Source organism: Arthrobacter sp. AL12, assembly GCF_029960645.1.
GTDB lineage: Bacteria > Actinomycetota > Actinomycetes > Actinomycetales > Micrococcaceae > Arthrobacter.
In genome coordinates, this window is sequence record NZ_JASBQY010000015.1 from 89,029 (window position 1) to 104,601 (window position 15,573).

Genomic DNA, 15,573 nt, shown 5'->3' on the forward strand with positions numbered 1-15,573 from the left:
CTGGGTACCTGCGCGGTTACACCAGCACTGCCGGCGGGTAGGTTTCAGAACAGCGAAGACAGCTGCTGGAAGCCACAAAACTGCAACGGTGAAAGGCCAAGAACATGTTCCAGCCTCGCATGCGTACGTCAATGGGTTCGGCTATTCTGCTGTTTTTTACGATGTCCGCAGTGACCTCGTGTACACCGACAAACTCGGCCCCGGCCCCGGTCACGGGGGCTGCCACTACGGCGTCGCCACCACCAGCGGAAACCCCGTCCCCCACGCCGACGCCGACCCGAACGCCGGAGGGCACGCCGGTGGCCGCCGACCTCTGCGGGCCGGGCACCGTCCTCAGCTTCGACCGCGGCGCCTTCCAAGCGTCGCCCAAAGTTGACAACAAGTGGTTCCCGCTGGCGCCTGGTATGCAATACACCACCACGGGTACGGTCGTGAATGCAGAAGGCACCACTGAGCGCATGGTCACCCACACGGTGACCGGTCTGACGAAGGTGATAGACGGTGTGAAGACGCAGGTGATGTGGGACCGGGACTATTCCGACGGAGTACTGGTGGAATCCGAACTGGCCTTCTTTGCCCAGACGGACAATGGAGACGTCTGGCTGTTCGGCGAGTACCCGGAAGAATACGAGAACGGTGAATTCATCGGCGCGCCCAACACATTCCTTAGCGGCCTTTCCGGATCCCAAGCGGGAATAGCGATGCAGGGCGATCCCCGGGTCGGCGCACCGAGCTATGTGCAGGCATCCGCGCCCGCAGTCAATTTCCTGGATTGCGGCGCCGTCGTCCAGGCGAACCAACGGGTGTGTGTTCCCACCGGGTGTTATGAAGACGTGTTGATCGTCGATGAACACAATCCGCTGGAACCCGAGGTGGGCCACCAGCAGAAGTTCTATTCCGCGGGCACAGGTCTGGTGAAGGTGACAGCGGTTGGTGGCACTAATCAGGAGACCCTGGAACTCGTCAAGGCCGAGCAGCTCACAGACGCCCAGTTGCAGCAGGTCAATAAGGACGCGCTGTTCTTGGACCAGCACGCCTACCAGGCAAACCCGGCCGGCTATGCCACGACAGCCCCTGCCGAGGTTGCAACCGCGACCGCAGGCGGCCAGGGAGCGGCTTCTGGTTCAGCCTCGCCGGGCACGGCCTCGACTGCAGCTGGCGGGGCCGGGTGAGGACCGGGCACGAGTGAGCCCTGATGCAGCGCTACCGGGCAGGCTCGGCCGCGGCCGCAGGTGCAGCGGCTTTGAGGGCCTTGGCCGGCAGCGGCTGCGGGTTCTGGAAGGCCTCGGTGATAAGGGGAGCGACGAGCTCGGTCTGCCACTGGCGGGCCCCCAGGTTCGCGAGTTCCTCGGCGATGCCTTCCTCGCTCGACTCGACCGGCGGACGCCAGGAGACCCGGCGCAGGTAATCCGGCGTCAGCAGGTTCTCCACCGGCATGTTCAGCTCCTCGGCCTTGGCCTGCAGCAGCGGCCGGGCGGTGGCGAGCCTGGCGGCGGCCTCCGGGTCCCGGTCAGCCCAGACCCGCGGGGGCGGGGGAGCGTTGGTGGGCAGGTGCAGGGGCGGGAGTTCCTCGAGGGTGCGGGCGGTGCTGATGCAGCGCAGCCAGCGCGGCGCCTCGCGCTGGGCCGCGCGGCCGTGGAAGCCTTTGGTGCCCAGCAGCTGGGGCACGGTGGCGGGCATGGCCTTGGCAGCGGCCACGAGGGCGGAATCGGGGATGAGCCGGCCGGGAGCGACGTCGCGCTTCTGCGCCAGCGAGTCGCGCTCGAGCCACAGTTCGCGGACCGCGGCCAGCTGGCGCCGGTCGCGGATCTGGTGCAGACCGGATGTTTTGCGCCACGGGTCGATGCGCGGCGGTGCCTGCCCGGCCTCAAGGATGGCGGCGAATTCCTGTTCGGCGAAGTCCAGCTTGCCGTCCGCGACCAGGAGTTCAATGAGTTCCTCGCGCAGTTCGGTGAGGACCTCGACGTCGAGGGCCGCGTAGCGTAGCCAGGGTTCCGGCAGCGGGCGGGTGGACCAGTCGGCCGCGGAGTGTTCCTTCGCGAGGCCAAAGCCAAGGAGCTGTTCGATCACGGCGGCGAGTCCCACGCGGGGAAGCCCGGCGAGGCGGGCGGCGAGCTCGGTGTCAAAGAGTCTGTCCGGCCACATGCCGAGTTCGGCCAGGCAGGGCAGGTCCTGGCTGGCCGCATGCAGGATCCATTCGACGCCGCGCAGGGCGTCGTTGACGATGGCCAGGTCCCCGAAGGGTTCGGGATCGATCAGCCAGGTGCCGGAGCCCTCCCGGCGGATCTGGACCAGGAAGGCGCGCTGGCCGTACCGGAAACCCGAGGCCCGCTCGGCGTCCACCCCGGCGGGGCCGTGGCCTGCGGCGAGGGCCGCGGCGCAGCGTTCCAGGCCGGACTGCGTTTCGATGACGAGCGGCACGCCGTCGCGGGGCGCATCGAGGTCGATGATCTCGGGGACCAGGCTGTCGAAGCCGTCCACCGCGATGTGGGCTGTGGTGTCAGCCGCCTCGGTCTTGTTGTGCGCTTTGTTGGCGGCCGCGCCCGCGGTGGTGATTTCCGGAATATGAGGGGTCATGATGACTTCAGTTTAGCGACAACACAGTGCCTGGGGCCGCGCATCCGCCAAAACGCAGCGGTTTTCCCCCGTTTGTGCGGGCAGCGGCTCAGGCAGGTCCGCGGCGCCAGCGCGGCAGCGGCGTGACGCCGTCGGGCAGCGGGGGAAGTCCCGCGAAGGTGCAGACCATGTCCGACCAGGCCTCAAGATGGGAGGTGATGTCGGGGGTGGCCGGAGTCCAGGATGCGCGGAGCTCGATGTCGATGGAATTGGGCCGGTCCGCGAGGGTCCCGAAGCTTTCCGAGAGCACCCTCGTCGCCGTGCCGCCGGCTGAGCGGTACGGTGCGGCATGGTTCTCGAGGGCTTCGACGAGCCAGGCCCACGCGACGGAGCCGAGCATTTCGTCGTTGCCCATTTCCGGCTCCAGCTGGGCGCGGATGTAGGTGACGACCCGGAACTCGCCCTCCCAGACCGCGGAGCCGTCAGGATCGTGCAGCAGGATGAAGCGGCCGGTGGCCAGCTCGATGTCGTCGCTTGTGGACGCACGTGCCAGGGCCGCGGCCGCGGGGCCGTGCACGGCCCCGGAGGGTGTCCCTTCGCCGGGGGCGACAACTTCCGCCCCGAGTGCGACAGCGAACGGTGCCAGCCGCGCGGGCGCAGGGATTTCCTCCAGGCGCAGCTCACTGCGGGTTCGTGCCTGCCGAAGGGTACCCAGGGCAAAGAGAAAATCCGCCGGAACCTGGTCGAGTGCGTTCACAATGGAAGATTATGCAAGGGGCGCCCCTAAGCCCGGCAGGCTCGCCGCCGCTGCCCCGCCCGGCTTTCGCCGGGCCGGGCAGCCGCTGTCCTGCCGCCAGGGTCAGCCGGCAGCGAGTTCGCGCTTGATGGCAGCGATGAAGGAATCAACGTCGTCCTCGGTGGTGTCGAAGGAACACATCCAGCGGACCTCGCGGGCCGCTTCGTTCCAGTCGTAAAAACGGAAGGACTCGCGCAGCCGGTCCGCGACACCGGCCGGCAGGATCGCGAACACCCCGTTGGATTCGGTCTTCTGGCTCAGCTCGACGCCGGGGATGGACTCGACCCCGGCACGCAGCCGGGCTGCCATCGCGTTGGCGTGCGAGGCGGAGCGCAGCCACAGGTCGCCCTCGAGTAGGGCGATGAACTGGGCGGACATGAACCGCATCTTGGAGGCCAGCTGCATGTTCATCTTGCGCAGGTAGATCAGCCCCTGGGCTGCCGCCGGGTTCAGTGCCACCACGACCTCGCCGAAGAGCAGGCCGTTCTTGGTGCCGCCGAAGGAGAGGATGTCCACGCCGGCGTCGCGGGTGAAGGCCCGCAGCGGCACGTTCAGGTGCGCGGCGGCGTTGGCCAGCCGGGCGCCGTCCATGTGCAGCTTCATGCCCTTGGAATGGACATGCTCCGCGATGGCCCGGACCTCCTCGGGGGTGTAGCAGGTGCCGAGCTCGGTGGTCTGCGTGATGGACACCGCCAGCGGCTGGGCGCGGTGCTCGTCGCCCCAGCCCCAGGCTTCCCTGTCGATCAGCTCGGGGGTGAGCTTGCCGTCAGTCGTGGGGACCTGCAGCAGTTTGATGCCGCCGATCCGCTCCGGGGCGCCGTTCTCGTCCATGTTGATGTGGGCGGTCGACGCGCAGACGACGGCGCCCCAGCGCGGCAGCAGGGACTGCAGCGACAGCACGTTGGCGCCGGTGCCGTTGAAGACCGGGAAGCATTCGATGCCTTCGCCGAAGTGCTCCTCCATCAGCTGCTGCAGCCGGGCGGTGTAGTCGTCCTCGCCGTAGGAGACCTGGTGGCCCTCGTTGGCGGCGGCCAGGGCGGCCAGCACCTCGGGGTGGACGCCGGAGTAGTTGTCCGAGGCAAAGCCGCGGACCGAGGGATCGTGGAGCCGCACTGCGGTGCTGGCAGGGGCAGTTTCAACTGTGCTTGTCATCGGTTTGCTCACGCTTTCAGTCTAAGGAGGTCCGGGGCGAAGTTCAGCCGGGCTCAGTGCCTGGGTTCCGGGCCCAGCAGCAGCCGCCGGCCGTTCAGGTCCGTTGCGGGGGAGGTGAAGAGCCCGACGGCGGCAGCGGCCAGGTCCTCCACGTCGGTGAATCCGGGGAAGCTGCGGTCCGGGGACTTCGCCCGCATGGCCGCGTCCGCGAGGGCTTTCACGACGAAGACCACCGCGGCGCTGCGCTGTTCCGTAGGGTCTTCCTTGCGGCCCGCCTGGCCGCGGTGGAAGCCGTCGGCGACGGCCAGGGTCCAGGCTTCGGCGGCGGCCTTGGCGGCCGCGTAGCTGGCGCCGCCCGCCGTCGGCCTGGCCGCTGCGGTGGAGGACACCATGGCGAAGCGCCCGGCGTCCGAGGCGGCGAGGGCATCGTAGAAGACCCGTGTGACGTTCCGCAGCGTGGTGATGGCGCCGCGTTCCAGGAACTCCCAGTCCTCGTCGCTCTGGTCCGTGATGCCCTTGGCGCCGCGCCAGCCGCCGACCAGGTGGATAACGCCGTCCACGGACCCGCCCGTTTCGGCCAGCCGGGCCTGCACCGTGGTGTGCAGCGACCGGACCGCTGCGAGGTCCGCGAGGTCGCATACCAGCGGCGTGACGCCGCTGCCGGCTTCCGCGGCGGCTGCCTTAATCCGGGGGCCGTCCGAGCCCACGGTGAAGACGGTGTGCCCGGCGCGGCGCAGCGCGCGGGCGGCGGCGATCCCCGAAGGGCCGCTGCCGCCCGTGACCACGACGTTCCGGGGGCGTTCGGTGCTCATCCGGCGTTCAGGGCGGTGTGTGCCGTGCCGGCTGCTGTGCCGGCAGTGTTTGCCGTGCCGGCGGAACCCGTGTCGGAGGTGCCGGTGATGCCGGCCGTGGACTCGATGACGGGGCGCATCTTCTTCTCGAGGGCCTCGTAGAACATTGAGAGCGGGAACTCGTCGTCGAGGACCTGGTCGGTGAGGCCGCGCGGCGGGCCGGTCAGCGGCAGCGCGTCCGGACCCTTGGCCCAGACGGAGGCCGGGTTGGCCGTGACGGTGCCGGAGATCAGCTCGTAGGCAGCCAGCCAGTGCGCCATCTTGGGGCGGTCGATCGAGCGCCAGTAGAGCTCCTCGATCTTGGCGCCGAGTTCAACCACGACGTCGGCCGCCGCGTCCCAGTCGATGCTGAGTTTGCTGTCGGTCCAGTGCAGGACGTGGTGCTGGTGCATCCACGCGAACAGCAGCTGGCCGCCGAGGCCGTCGTAGTTGCGGACCCGGGTGCCGGTGATGGCGAAGCGGAAGATCCGGTCGAAGATGACGGCGTACTGCACCAGCTTGGCGTGCCGGCGCGCCTCGGGATCGGCGTCCTCGTCCTTTTCGATCTTCACGGATTCGCGGAAGGCGGTCAGGTCGCAGCGAAGTTCCTCGAGGGAGTAGAGGAAGAAGGGCATGCGCTGCTTGATCATAAACGGGTCAAAGGGCAGGTCGCCGCGCATGTGGGTGCGGTCGTGGATGAGGTCCCACATGACGAAGGTTTCCTGGGTCAGTTCCTGGTCCTCGAGCAGGCCGGCGGCGTCCGCCGGCAGCTGCAGCGAGGTGATGTCCGCGGCGGCCCGGAGCACGCGGCGGAAGCGCGCCGCCTCGCGGTCGGCGAAGATGGCGCCCCAGGTGAAGGTCGGGGTCTGGCGGACGGCGACGGTTTCCGGGAAGAGTACCGCGGAGTTGGTGTTGTAGCCGGGGGTGAAGTCCAGGAAGCGGATCGGGACGAAGAGCTTGTTGGAGTATTCGCCCTCCTCCAGGCCGGCGATGAACTCGGGCCAGATGACTTCGATCAGCACAGCCTCGACCAGGCGGTTGCTGCTGCCGTTCTGCGTGTACATCGGGAAGACCACGAGGTGCCGCAGGCCGTTGACCCGGTGCTGCTGCGGCTGGAAGGCTTGCAGTGAGTCCAGGAAGTCGGGCACGCCGAAGCCGCCGTCGGCCCAGCGGCCGAAGTCCGTCACGAGGAGGGCGAGGTAGTCGCCGTCGTGCGGAAAGGCCGGAGCCAGGGCTTCGATTGCCGCCGTGATCGTGCGGACATGCCCCGCGGCCGCCTCGTGGTTCGCGGTCTCCGGAACGGATCCGTCCTGAATCTGAAGTGCCTGCAGGGCGGTGGCGGCAGCCTTGAGCTGCAGCCATTCCGGGGAGCTGGCGGAGATCGGGGCAGTGGTGGTGATAGCGGTGGTGGTCATCGTCAGCGGGCGCCTTTCTGTGTACTGGGAGCGTCGCTCGTCAGTTGATAAAACGAGCGTAGCAAGCAAACAGGAGCCCTAATGCAAAATAGGCCTGAGCGTAAGAAAGTCTGTGGCAAGTGGGCCGTGCAGCCCGGATCAGCTCCAGTGGAAGAGGGGCTGGCCCGAATGCGGCCGAGGGGCTGGCCACAATGCCGAGGACCCCCGCCGGCGCGGCTGTGGCGGCTCCAGGCGGGGCCCCGGAAAGACCCGGCCAGGGCGCCGGGCTACTGCTTGGCGTCGTCCGTTGAGACCAGCTTCAGGGAGACGGAATTGATGCAGAAGCGCTGGTCGGTCGGGGTTCCGTAGCCCTCGCCCTCAAAGACATGGCCCAGGTGCGAATCGCAGTTGGCGCAACGGACCTCGACGCGTTCCATCCCCAGGGTGCGGTCGTGGATGTACCTGACCGTGCCGTCCGCGAGCGGAGCCCAGAAGGAGGGCCACCCGCAGTGCGAGTCGAACTTCTCCTGGCTGGTGAAGAGTTCCGAGCCGCAGGCGCGGCACTGGTAGACGCCGGCGGTGTGGGTATCCCAGTACTCGCCGGTATAGGGCCGCTCGGTGCCCGCCTGGCGGAGCACACGGTACTCCTCGGGCGTCAGCTCCTGGCGCCACTGCTCGTCGGTCTTTTCGGTCGGGGATGTACCTGCCGGCGCGGTGCTGCCTTCTGTGGTGCTGTCGGTGTCGGACCCGGCGGGGGCGGCGACGGGCGTGACTTTTGGCCTGTTACTAAAGATGCTCATAGCCTCAATAACGCTTAGGAGTCCCCGATAAATCCCGATCCGGCGTAGAGATGCAGGACCGGCAGGCCCAGCTTGTCCTGGGCCTTGGTGGCCCAGTCGGTATGGAAGGTATCCGCGACAGCGTGCGGGCGGGTAATCACCACAGCCTGCCCGGCGCCGAGTTCCTTGACCCTGGCAACCATGCTGTCGACGGCCTTGCCCTCAACGATTTCGCCGGTCACGCCGCTGCCGAGTCCGGCCAGGGCCGCGAGGGAGACGGCCAGGGTTTCGGCGGCTTCGGCGCGTTCCCCGGCCGGATCGGAGTGTGCCGTCAGTTCATGGAAGGCCTTGGAGATTTCCAGCAGGGAGAGGTTCTCCAGGAAATCCACCAGGAGGTGCCGCTCCGTGCTGGCGGGGACCAGGACCACCAGCGGTGCATCACCCCCAGCGAGCAGGGTTTCGATGTTGACGCGGTCGTCCGCGCCCAGGGGCTCTTCTGTCAGGATGACGATTGGATCACTCATGCCCCCAGCCTAGCCGTGCCCCGCTGGGCCCGCACGGATTGGCGCCCGTGTGCCCGCCGCCGGGAGTCCCTGACGTCCCGGATGCCACTCCGCGCGGTGAGTTCGGTAAGAATGGTGCCATGGCTTCCTCCTCACGCCTCCTGCCGGACCCGCAGCTGATCTCCACCGTCCGTGGAAAAGCTGCCCGCGCCGTCGCGGACTCCGCCAGCGAAGTTGCGGTCCCGGGCAGCGCCAAGTGGGCCCTGGGCGGCATCATCGGCGGGAGTGCCGCGGCCGGGCTGCTCGCCGCCGGGTCCTCCGCACTGGCCCTCTATTTCGCCCGCCGCGTGATCACCCCCGCCCGGGTCCGCGAGGAGGACCAGGAGGTTCTGGCGGTGATCCGCGGAGGGCACCGGCTGCAGGTCATCCTCGCCGCGACGCCCGAGGCGACGGTCGAGGGCGTCTACGGTTTGATCTTCGACGCCGGCCGGGGACACGCCCGGATCGGCCGGATCGTGTCCTATTCGCCGGCGGAACGCACGGTGCAGCGCGAAGTCGAGGCCGTCTACAGCGGCGACCTCAGCGCGACGCGCCGCGGCTACTGGAGCGGGGCGGCCTACCCGGACCCTGCCAGCATCGGCCTGGCCTCCGAAGACGTGGAAATCGAGGTCGAGGGCGGGACCGCCCCGGCGTGGCTGGTCCGGGCGCCGCAGGAATCCGGCATCTGGGCGATTATGGTCCACGGCCGCGGCGCGAGCCGGCAGGAGTGCCTGCGCGCTGTCCGGACGGCCCGGGAACTGGGCATGTCCAGCCTGCTGATCACCTACCGCAATGACGGCCTGGCGCCCTCGGCGCAGGACGGACGCTACGGGCTGGGCTCCACCGAGTGGCGCGACGTCGAGGCGGCCATCGGCTTTGCCCTGGCACAGGGGGCCCGTGAAGTGGTGCTCTTTGGCTGGTCCATGGGCGGCGCCATCTGCCTCCAGACCGCCGATTTATCGCGGTATCACCACCTGATCCGGGCCATGGTGCTCGACGCCCCGGTCATCAACTGGGTGAACGTGCTGGCACACCACGCCGAGCTCAACCGCATCCCGTCGGCGGTGGGCAGGTATGGGCAGCTGATGATGAGCCACAAGCTGGGCCGGCGGCTGACCGGCCTCGCCGCTCCGGTGGACCTGAAAGCGATGGACTGGGTGTCCCGGGCCGTGGAACTGCGCACGCCCACGCTGATCATCCACAGCGTCGATGACGAATACGTGCCCTACGGCCCGTCCGCTGCCCTGGCCGAGAAGAACCCGGAGATGGTCACCTTCGAGATGTTCGACCGCGCCCGGCACACCAAGGAATGGAACGTGGATCCGGAGCGCTGGGAACGGCTGGTTGCAGCCTGGCTGGGGCAGCGGATTGCGCCCCGCCCGAATCCGGGCCAGCAGGATCCCCCGGCCCCTGCTGCCGGTTAAGTCCTGCCGGTGCCGATCCGCGCCGTGTGCGCCCCGGTGAGCCGGATCAGTTCGGCGGGGCTCAGCTCGATGTCCAGTCCGCGCCGCCCGCCCGACACCAGGATGGTGTCCTGGCCGAGGGCGCTGTCATCGACAACCGTGGGGGAGGGCTGCCGCTGTCCCAGCGGCGAGATGCCCCCGAGCACATAGCCCGTGCGGCGCTCGGCGGCCGCCGGGTCGGCCATGGTTGCCTTCTTCCCGCCCAGCACGGCCGCCATCGCCTTGAGGTCCAGGTTCCCGCTCACGGGCACGACGCCGACGGCCAGCCGGCCGTCGACGTCGACCATCAGTGTCTTGAACACCCGGGCCGGATCGACGCCGAGCACCTTCGCGGCCTCCAGCCCGTAGCTGGCCGCCGCCGGGTCATGGCTGTAGGGGTGGGCGACGAAGGGAACCCCGGCGGCCGCCAGTGTTGCGGTGGCCGGGGTTCCCTGTGAAGCCTGTTTGCGTGCCATTCGGTCCGGGTGCCTGCGGGGCCGGGTGGCTTAGGGCTGCTGCGGGAGGGCAGCAACCTTGCGCTTGATCCGGCCCAGCATCGCTGTCATCCCGCGCATCCGCAGCGGCGTGATGGCCCGGGTGAGGCCGAGCAGCTCCGGCATGTCGTCAGGAACCGCCAGGATCTCCGCGGGGCGCAGCCCGTCGAGGCCCTCGTGAAGGACGCTGGCGAAGCCGCGGGTGGTGGGGGCTTCGGGTGGTGCCTTGAAGTAGAGCCGGACTCTGTCGGCCGCGCCGCCGTCGGACGCTTCCGTTTCGATGGTCAGGAACAGCGGCGACTGGCACTCGACCACCTGCTCCATCAGTTCCGGGTGGTCCTTGAGCCGGTCCGGGAGCTCCGGGAGTTCACGGGAGAACTCGAGCAGCAGCTGGAGCCGTTCGGGTTCGGTGACGGCCTGGAAGTCATCAACAATTTCCGCCAGTGCGGGGGGGAGGGCAACAGTATTCATCTCTTCCAGCTTACGCACGCGCGGCGATTGTGTCCCGGCCGCGGCAGCAGCGTGCATTGGCGGCGGCTACTTGGCGGCCGGAACCGTGCCGCGGTCGCTGCCCTTGACGATCGGGACGCGGACGGCGTTGCCCCACTCGGTCCAGGAGCCGTCGTAGTTGCGGACCGTCTCGAAGCCCAGCAGGTACTTGAGGGCGAACCAGGTGTGGCTGGAACGCTCGCCGATGCGGCAGTACGCTACGACGTCGTCGCCTTCCTGCAGCCCGGCCTCGCCCAGGTACAGCGCCTCCAGTTCGGGGCGGGTCCGGTAGGTGCCGTCCTCGGCGGCCGCCCGGGCCCACGGGATGGAGGCCGCGGTGGGGATGTGTCCGCCGCGCAGGGCGCCTTCCTCGGGGTAGGCGGGCATGTGCGTGCGCTGGCCGGTGTATTCCTCGGTGGACCGGACATCGATCAGCGGCTTGCCGAAGTGGGCCAGCACGTCGTCCTTGAAGGCGCGGATCGGGGCGTCGTTGCGCTCGACGACGGGGTACTCGCCGGGGGTGACCGCGGGCTTATCCGTGGTGAGGGCGCGGCCCTCGGCGATCCACTTGTCCCGGCCGCCGTCGAGCAGCCGGACGTCCTCGTGGCCGAAGAGCTCGAAGACCCAGAGGGCATAGGCCGCCCACCAGTTGGATTTGTCGCCGTAGATGACGACGGTGCTGTCGCGGGAGATTCCCTTGGCCGCGGCGAGGGCGGCGAACGCTGCGCCGGCGACGTAGTCGCGGGTGACCTCGTCGTTCAGGTCCGTGTGCCAGTCGATCTTGACCGCGCCGGGGATGTGGCCCATCTCGTAGAGCAGCACATCCTCGTCGGACTCCACCACGACGAGCTTTCCGTCAGCGAGGGCACCGGAATCGATGGCGGCGGCCAGCCACTCGGTGGACACGAGCCGCTGGGGGTGGGCGTAGGCGGCGAACTTCTCGTTCTGCTCAACGGGGTAGGGCATTGTGGTGGCCTTTCACTGAAACGGTCAGGAGGCCGGGCCATGGAAGGATCGAGCGCGGCGCCGGGCCTTCTCCAACACTAGCCACGCCCCGCCGGTAATTCCCCCCAGGGTTCACACTCGGAAATATGGTCTTCGTCACGTGCTGCCCGCCCGTCCCGCGGGCGCCGACGGGCTGGTGCGCGCATTGCCGGTATTCTTTCTGGGGACAAGAGACCAGCAGAACGGACCACCTTGGTACAGATCGAACAGCTCGCCGCCCGCACCCCGGCAGTTTCAGTAGATGAACTCCTCAACGGGTTTTATCCGTCGCCGCGCTTCGGTGAGGTTTCGTTTTCCAGCTACCGGCCGGATCCGGAGCAGCCCAGCCAGGCCGCCGCGGTCAGGGCGCTGTCGGGATTTGCGGCCAACGTTGGTGCGCGCGACGGCGACGGGCTCTTCAAGCGCCTCTTCGGCAAGAAGGACATGTCCCGCGCCGGGATCTACCTCGACGGCGGATTCGGCGTCGGCAAGACCCACCTGCTCGCCTCGCTGTGGCACGCCGCCCCGGGACCGAAGGCCTTTGGCACCTTCGTCGAGTACACCAACCTGGTCGGGGCGCTGTCCTTCCGCAAGACAGTGGAGGCCCTGAGCCACTACAAACTGGTCTGCATCGACGAATTCGAACTCGATGATCCGGGCGACACGGTACTGATGTCCCGCCTGATGCGCGAGCTGGCCGACGCCGGTGTCAAGCTCGCGGCCACCTCCAACACCCTGCCGGGGTCCCTCGGCGACGGCCGGTTCGCCGCCGTCGACTTCGCCCGGGAGATCCAGGTGCTGGCGGACCAGTTCGACGTCGTCCGGATCGATGGCGAGGACTTCCGCCACCGCGGCCTGCCCGCCGCGCCGCTGCCGCTGCCGAACGACCAGCTGACGCACCACATGCAGCAGGAGTTCCTCGGCAAGACGGTGGCCCGTGACGAGTTCAGCACGCTGATCAACCACCTGGCCGGCGTCCACCCGAGCCGGTACCGGCAGATGCTCGACGGGATCGAGGGCGTGGTCTGGAAGAACGTCCACACCATCACTGAGCAGGCCGTTGCGTTGCGCTTTGTGGTGCTCGCGGACCGGCTTTACGACAAGGACGTGCCGATCCTGGCCAGCGGTGTGCCGTTCGACCAGCTCTTCACCGAGGAAATGATGACCGGCGGGTACATGAAGAAGTACTTCCGCGCCGTCTCGCGGCTCACCGCGCTGGCCCGTGAAGGCCAGAACCACGAGCCCTCCTGACTCTTCAAGCAACGCGGGGTCACCTCTGGCCCATCCTGACGTAAGGGATGGGCCAGAGGTGACCCCGCGTTGATCGTTAAGCGCCCTTCGACGCCGTTGGACGCCACGAAGCACCGCTCGGCACCGCTAGGTGCCGTTAAACGCCGGAGGTGCCGGCGCCACCTCTCGGCGGGACCGGCACCTCGCTGACGTACCTGGGTCAGAGGCCTGGCTGGCGGGGTTCCCCGGCAACGGGGGGCTCTCCGGCGACGGGATTCTGATCGGCGGCCGGCGGCGTATTCGGCCGGTTGTTCGCCTTGTCCACGAAGTCGGAAGCGCCTCGCTGCACGGCATCGATTTTCTCGGCGTGCTTTCCGCCGGTCTTGGAGTCGACGAAATCGCCGGCTTTTACGATGCCGTCCTTGATGGCTTGTTCGTTGCCACCAATTACTTTCTGAGCCTTGCCCTTTAGATCGTCAAGCAAACCCACGGGCACCTCCCTTCGGTCGCGGAGCCAGATCGCTCCTAGCGGTTTCTACCCTAGCGGGCGGCGAAGGGGGTGCCAAGGGTGTCCGCCCAGAGGGTAAAAGCTGCCGGACCGGATGCACAGGGTATATCGGCCCCACCGGGCCGGATGCACAGGGTGTATCGGCCCCACCGGGCCGGGGATCCGGGCCTTGGGCACCCCAGCTGCGCCCAGGGGCGGCAGGGCACAAAAAATAGCAGCTCCGGAGAGCTGCTCTCGTGGTGGGCGATACTGGGATCGAACCAGTGACCTCTTCCGTGTCAGGGAAGCGCGCTACCGCTGCGCCAATCGCCCGCAACCGGAAGGATCCGGAGTGGAGTTGTAATGAAGAGAGCGGACGACGAGATTCGAACTCGCGACATCCACCTTGGCAAGGTGGTGCTCTACCAGCTGAGCTACGTCCGCATTTTAGTCCATGCCGGCTGGGCCGGTGGTACTGCATCAAGCAAGTTGCCTTGCTTTAGTGGGCGATACTGGGATCGAACCAGTGACCTCTTCCGTGTCAGGGAAGCGCGCTACCGCTGCGCCAATCGCCCCTTGCATCCGGTCGAAACCGGAAACCAGGGTTTTCACCGAGGTGGGTACGGGATTCGAACCCGTGTTAACGGCTTTGCAGGCCGCTGCCTCGCCTCTCGGCCAACCCACCGTGTAGATAGGATTCCGGGGAACCTTACCGTGACAGTGTCCTGCGAGCGGACGACGAGATTCGAACTCGCGACATCCACCTTGGCAAGGTGGTGCTCTACCAGCTGAGCTACGTCCGCAATATTGTCTGCAATTCTCTGCCGCAATCGGCATTTCCTCGCGTTCCAACGAGTAAGAACTCTATAGGAGGTTCAGGGAACTTACAAATCGGAACGACGGCGGCGGTCCCGGGGAGCGCTGCATCGTTGAGTTCTAGAGGTTCTTGCAAATTACAGCTCTGTAATTCGCCCTTGTTTTCCGTCCGGTTCCCACGCGGCTCCGGTTGCTTGCCGGAGGTCGCAGACTCTCCGGTGGAGGACTCATTCGGGGACTTCGGCGGGACACACTGCTCCGATTTCTGAATTCCGCCGGGGTGGGCTAGCATTCAATGGCATTGGGGCGATTGGCGCAGTGGTAGCGCGCTTCGTTCACACCGAAGAGGTCACTGGTTCGAACCCAGTATCGCCCACCCAAGAAATGGTCCGTTCCGCTCACCGAGCGGGGCGGACCATTGTTGTTGGTGCAGTGGAGACGCTGTTTGCCTCACTGTCAGAGCCCCGTGAAAGAGTCTTGCCATGACCGCCCCACTTCTTGCCCACGCCACGGACCATGGCCGGATGTATGCCCGTTCCACCACGGAGCAGTTCTCCGTGCCGTCCATCACCACGGTGATCGGCCAGCAGCCCCACGGCCTGGACGGATGGTTTGGGTACATGGGCGCCAACAGCCTTGCCCAGGATCCGACCCTGCCCGGCATTCTCGGCAGCCCGGCCAAGGTGCGCCAGGCAGTGAGCCGTGCGGCCAAGGCGGCGGAGACCTACCGCGACGACGCGGCGAAGCGCGGTGACCGGGTGCACAACTATTGCGAGCAGGTGGCCTTGCGTGCCCTGGGCCGCCCGCACCAGATGAAGGAAACCCGCGAAGCCCTCGCCGCCAACGGTGAGGAAGGGTTTGCGGCCCGCTTCGACGAGTGGTGGGAGCTCTTCCAGGTGGAGCCGATCGCCCCGGAGATTACCGTCTGGAACAAGACCGTCGGTTACGCCGGCACCTTGGACCTTGTGGCCAAGATCAATGGCCGGACCTGCCTCATCGACTACAAGACCAAGGGCACCAGCCGCGACGGCACCGTCAAACCGCTGGACGACAAAGTAGTCATGCAACTCGTGGCCGGCATGAAGGCCGAGGAAAGCCTCGTGGACCCGGTAGCAGGGGAGTGGGAAGCCTGGCAGCACGGTGAATCCCCGATCCTGCTGGCCGTGGCGATCGGCGAAACCGAAGTCCGGCCGCTGCGCGCCAACCCGGAAGTCCTGAAGCACCACTGGTGGAAGTTCTGCGCCCTGCGGCGCGTCTGGGAAATGTCCGCCGACACCACAGCCGCCGGAACGGCGCTGCTTCCACTGGCACCGCCGCCTATCACCCGGTAGTCCCAGTTCGGCCGACCCTGCCCGCCGCGCGCTCCCGGCATGGCGGCGTCGGCGAGTATTCGCGCCGGCTGCCATTGTTCGTTCCGGTGACGGCGTCAGCTAATAACTGCGCTGGGGTGCAGGCTCCCCGCTGCCCGCTGCCCGCTGCCCGCTGCCCGCTGCCCGCCGACCGCCTGCGGCCTTTATCGGGCGCAGGGTCATGCTGCGGTGTTGAGGTCTGCGGGGCGGAAGTAGTAGTTGCGTCGGGGTTT

Annotated in this window: 15 protein-coding genes and 6 tRNA genes; 5 read left to right on the forward strand and 16 right to left on the reverse strand. The window is 67.6% G+C overall.

Annotated elements, in window-relative coordinates; genetic code table 11:
* Nucleotides 1-299: 299 nt before the first annotated feature.
* Entirely contained in the window at nucleotides 300-1,172 is an 873-nt protein-coding gene (locus QK291_RS15080) for a hypothetical protein (protein ID WP_282383354.1), read from the forward strand.
* A gap of 31 nt (nucleotides 1,173-1,203) precedes the next feature.
* On the opposite strand, the gene QK291_RS15085 is transcribed toward QK291_RS15080, so the two are convergent.
* From QK291_RS15085 to QK291_RS15115, 7 genes are all read right to left on the reverse strand, one after another.
* A complete protein-coding gene (locus QK291_RS15085) occupies nucleotides 1,204-2,577 on the reverse strand; it encodes an HRDC domain-containing protein (RefSeq protein ID WP_282383356.1) in 1,374 nt (457 codons plus the stop codon).
* A gap of 88 nt (nucleotides 2,578-2,665) precedes the next feature.
* Nucleotides 2,666-3,316 (reverse strand): DUF3000 domain-containing protein, encoded by a 651-nt coding sequence (locus QK291_RS15090; RefSeq protein WP_282383385.1) that lies wholly within the window; start codon nucleotides 3,314-3,316, stop codon nucleotides 2,666-2,668.
* A 99-nt stretch (nucleotides 3,317-3,415) separates the two neighbouring features.
* Nucleotides 3,416-4,504 (reverse strand): low specificity L-threonine aldolase, encoded by a 1,089-nt coding sequence (locus QK291_RS15095; RefSeq protein ID WP_282383388.1) that lies wholly within the window; start codon nucleotides 4,502-4,504, stop codon nucleotides 3,416-3,418.
* A gap of 53 nt (nucleotides 4,505-4,557) precedes the next feature.
* Nucleotides 4,558-5,316, reverse strand: a complete 759-nt coding sequence (locus tag QK291_RS15100; protein ID WP_282383358.1) for an SDR family NAD(P)-dependent oxidoreductase — start codon at nucleotides 5,314-5,316, stop codon at nucleotides 4,558-4,560.
* Complete coding sequence (locus tag QK291_RS15105; RefSeq protein WP_282383360.1) at nucleotides 5,313-6,749, reverse strand: DUF6421 family protein; 1,437 nt, start codon at nucleotides 6,747-6,749, stop codon at nucleotides 5,313-5,315. The genes QK291_RS15100 and QK291_RS15105 overlap by 4 nt, the downstream gene beginning before the upstream one ends.
* Nucleotides 6,750-7,015: 266 nt before the next feature.
* The gene (gene msrB / locus QK291_RS15110; protein ID WP_282383362.1) at nucleotides 7,016-7,528 is read right to left on the reverse strand and encodes a peptide-methionine (R)-S-oxide reductase MsrB; all 513 of its coding nucleotides are present in this window, start codon (nucleotides 7,526-7,528) and stop codon (nucleotides 7,016-7,018) included.
* A gap of 14 nt (nucleotides 7,529-7,542) precedes the next feature.
* Entirely contained in the window at nucleotides 7,543-8,031 is a 489-nt protein-coding gene (locus QK291_RS15115) for a hypothetical protein (protein ID WP_282383363.1), read from the reverse strand.
* A 119-nt stretch (nucleotides 8,032-8,150) separates the two neighbouring features.
* Between QK291_RS15115 and QK291_RS15120 the strand changes: the two genes are divergently transcribed.
* The gene (locus tag QK291_RS15120) at nucleotides 8,151-9,473 is read left to right on the forward strand and encodes an alpha/beta fold hydrolase (protein ID WP_282383364.1); all 1,323 of its coding nucleotides are present in this window, start codon (nucleotides 8,151-8,153) and stop codon (nucleotides 9,471-9,473) included.
* Here the strand turns inward: QK291_RS15120 and ybaK are convergent.
* The 3 genes from ybaK to QK291_RS15135 form a co-directional block, all read right to left on the reverse strand.
* Nucleotides 9,470-9,967 carry a Cys-tRNA(Pro) deacylase gene (ybaK, locus tag QK291_RS15125; RefSeq protein WP_282383366.1) on the reverse strand — a complete coding sequence of 166 codons (498 nt, stop codon included), beginning with the start codon at nucleotides 9,965-9,967 and terminating at the stop codon, nucleotides 9,470-9,472. The genes QK291_RS15120 and ybaK overlap by 4 nt on opposite strands.
* A gap of 30 nt (nucleotides 9,968-9,997) precedes the next feature.
* On the reverse strand, nucleotides 9,998-10,456 hold the full coding sequence (locus tag QK291_RS15130) for a SufE family protein (protein WP_282383369.1): 459 nt from the start codon (nucleotides 10,454-10,456) through the stop codon (nucleotides 9,998-10,000).
* A 66-nt stretch (nucleotides 10,457-10,522) separates the two neighbouring features.
* Nucleotides 10,523-11,440, reverse strand: coding sequence for a sulfurtransferase (locus tag QK291_RS15135; RefSeq protein ID WP_282383370.1), 918 nt, complete (start codon nucleotides 11,438-11,440; stop codon nucleotides 10,523-10,525).
* Nucleotides 11,441-11,671: 231 nt separating this feature from the next.
* Between QK291_RS15135 and zapE the strand changes: the two genes are divergently transcribed.
* Nucleotides 11,672-12,709: a cell division protein ZapE gene (gene zapE / locus QK291_RS15140; RefSeq protein WP_282383372.1), complete on the forward strand. Its 1,038-nt coding sequence runs from the start codon at nucleotides 11,672-11,674 to the stop codon at nucleotides 12,707-12,709.
* A gap of 199 nt (nucleotides 12,710-12,908) precedes the next feature.
* On the opposite strand, the gene QK291_RS15145 is transcribed toward zapE, so the two are convergent.
* The 6 genes from QK291_RS15145 to QK291_RS15170 all read right to left on the reverse strand — a co-directional run bounded on the left by QK291_RS15145 (nucleotide 12,909) and on the right by QK291_RS15170 (nucleotide 13,978).
* Nucleotides 12,909-13,178, reverse strand: a complete 270-nt coding sequence (locus tag QK291_RS15145) for an antitoxin (protein ID WP_282383374.1) — start codon at nucleotides 13,176-13,178, stop codon at nucleotides 12,909-12,911.
* Nucleotides 13,179-13,433: 255 nt separating this feature from the next.
* Nucleotides 13,434-13,508 (reverse strand) — tRNA-Val (locus tag QK291_RS15150).
* Between the two features lie 38 nt (nucleotides 13,509-13,546).
* A tRNA-Gly gene (locus QK291_RS15155) sits at nucleotides 13,547-13,619 on the reverse strand.
* Nucleotides 13,620-13,678: 59 nt separating this feature from the next.
* Nucleotides 13,679-13,750 (reverse strand) — tRNA-Val (locus QK291_RS15160).
* A 39-nt stretch (nucleotides 13,751-13,789) separates the two neighbouring features.
* Nucleotides 13,790-13,860, reverse strand: a tRNA-Cys gene (locus QK291_RS15165).
* 45 nt (nucleotides 13,861-13,905) lie between these two features.
* Nucleotides 13,906-13,978, reverse strand: a tRNA-Gly gene (locus QK291_RS15170).
* A gap of 317 nt (nucleotides 13,979-14,295) precedes the next feature.
* Between QK291_RS15170 and QK291_RS15175 the strand changes: the two genes are divergently transcribed.
* Both QK291_RS15175 and QK291_RS15180 read left to right on the forward strand, forming a co-directional pair.
* Nucleotides 14,296-14,367 (forward strand) — tRNA-Val (locus QK291_RS15175).
* Nucleotides 14,368-14,473: 106 nt separating this feature from the next.
* Nucleotides 14,474-15,322 carry a cytochrome gene (locus QK291_RS15180; protein WP_282383375.1) on the forward strand — a complete coding sequence of 283 codons (849 nt, stop codon included), beginning with the start codon at nucleotides 14,474-14,476 and terminating at the stop codon, nucleotides 15,320-15,322.
* Nucleotides 15,323-15,573: the final 251 nt, after the last annotated feature.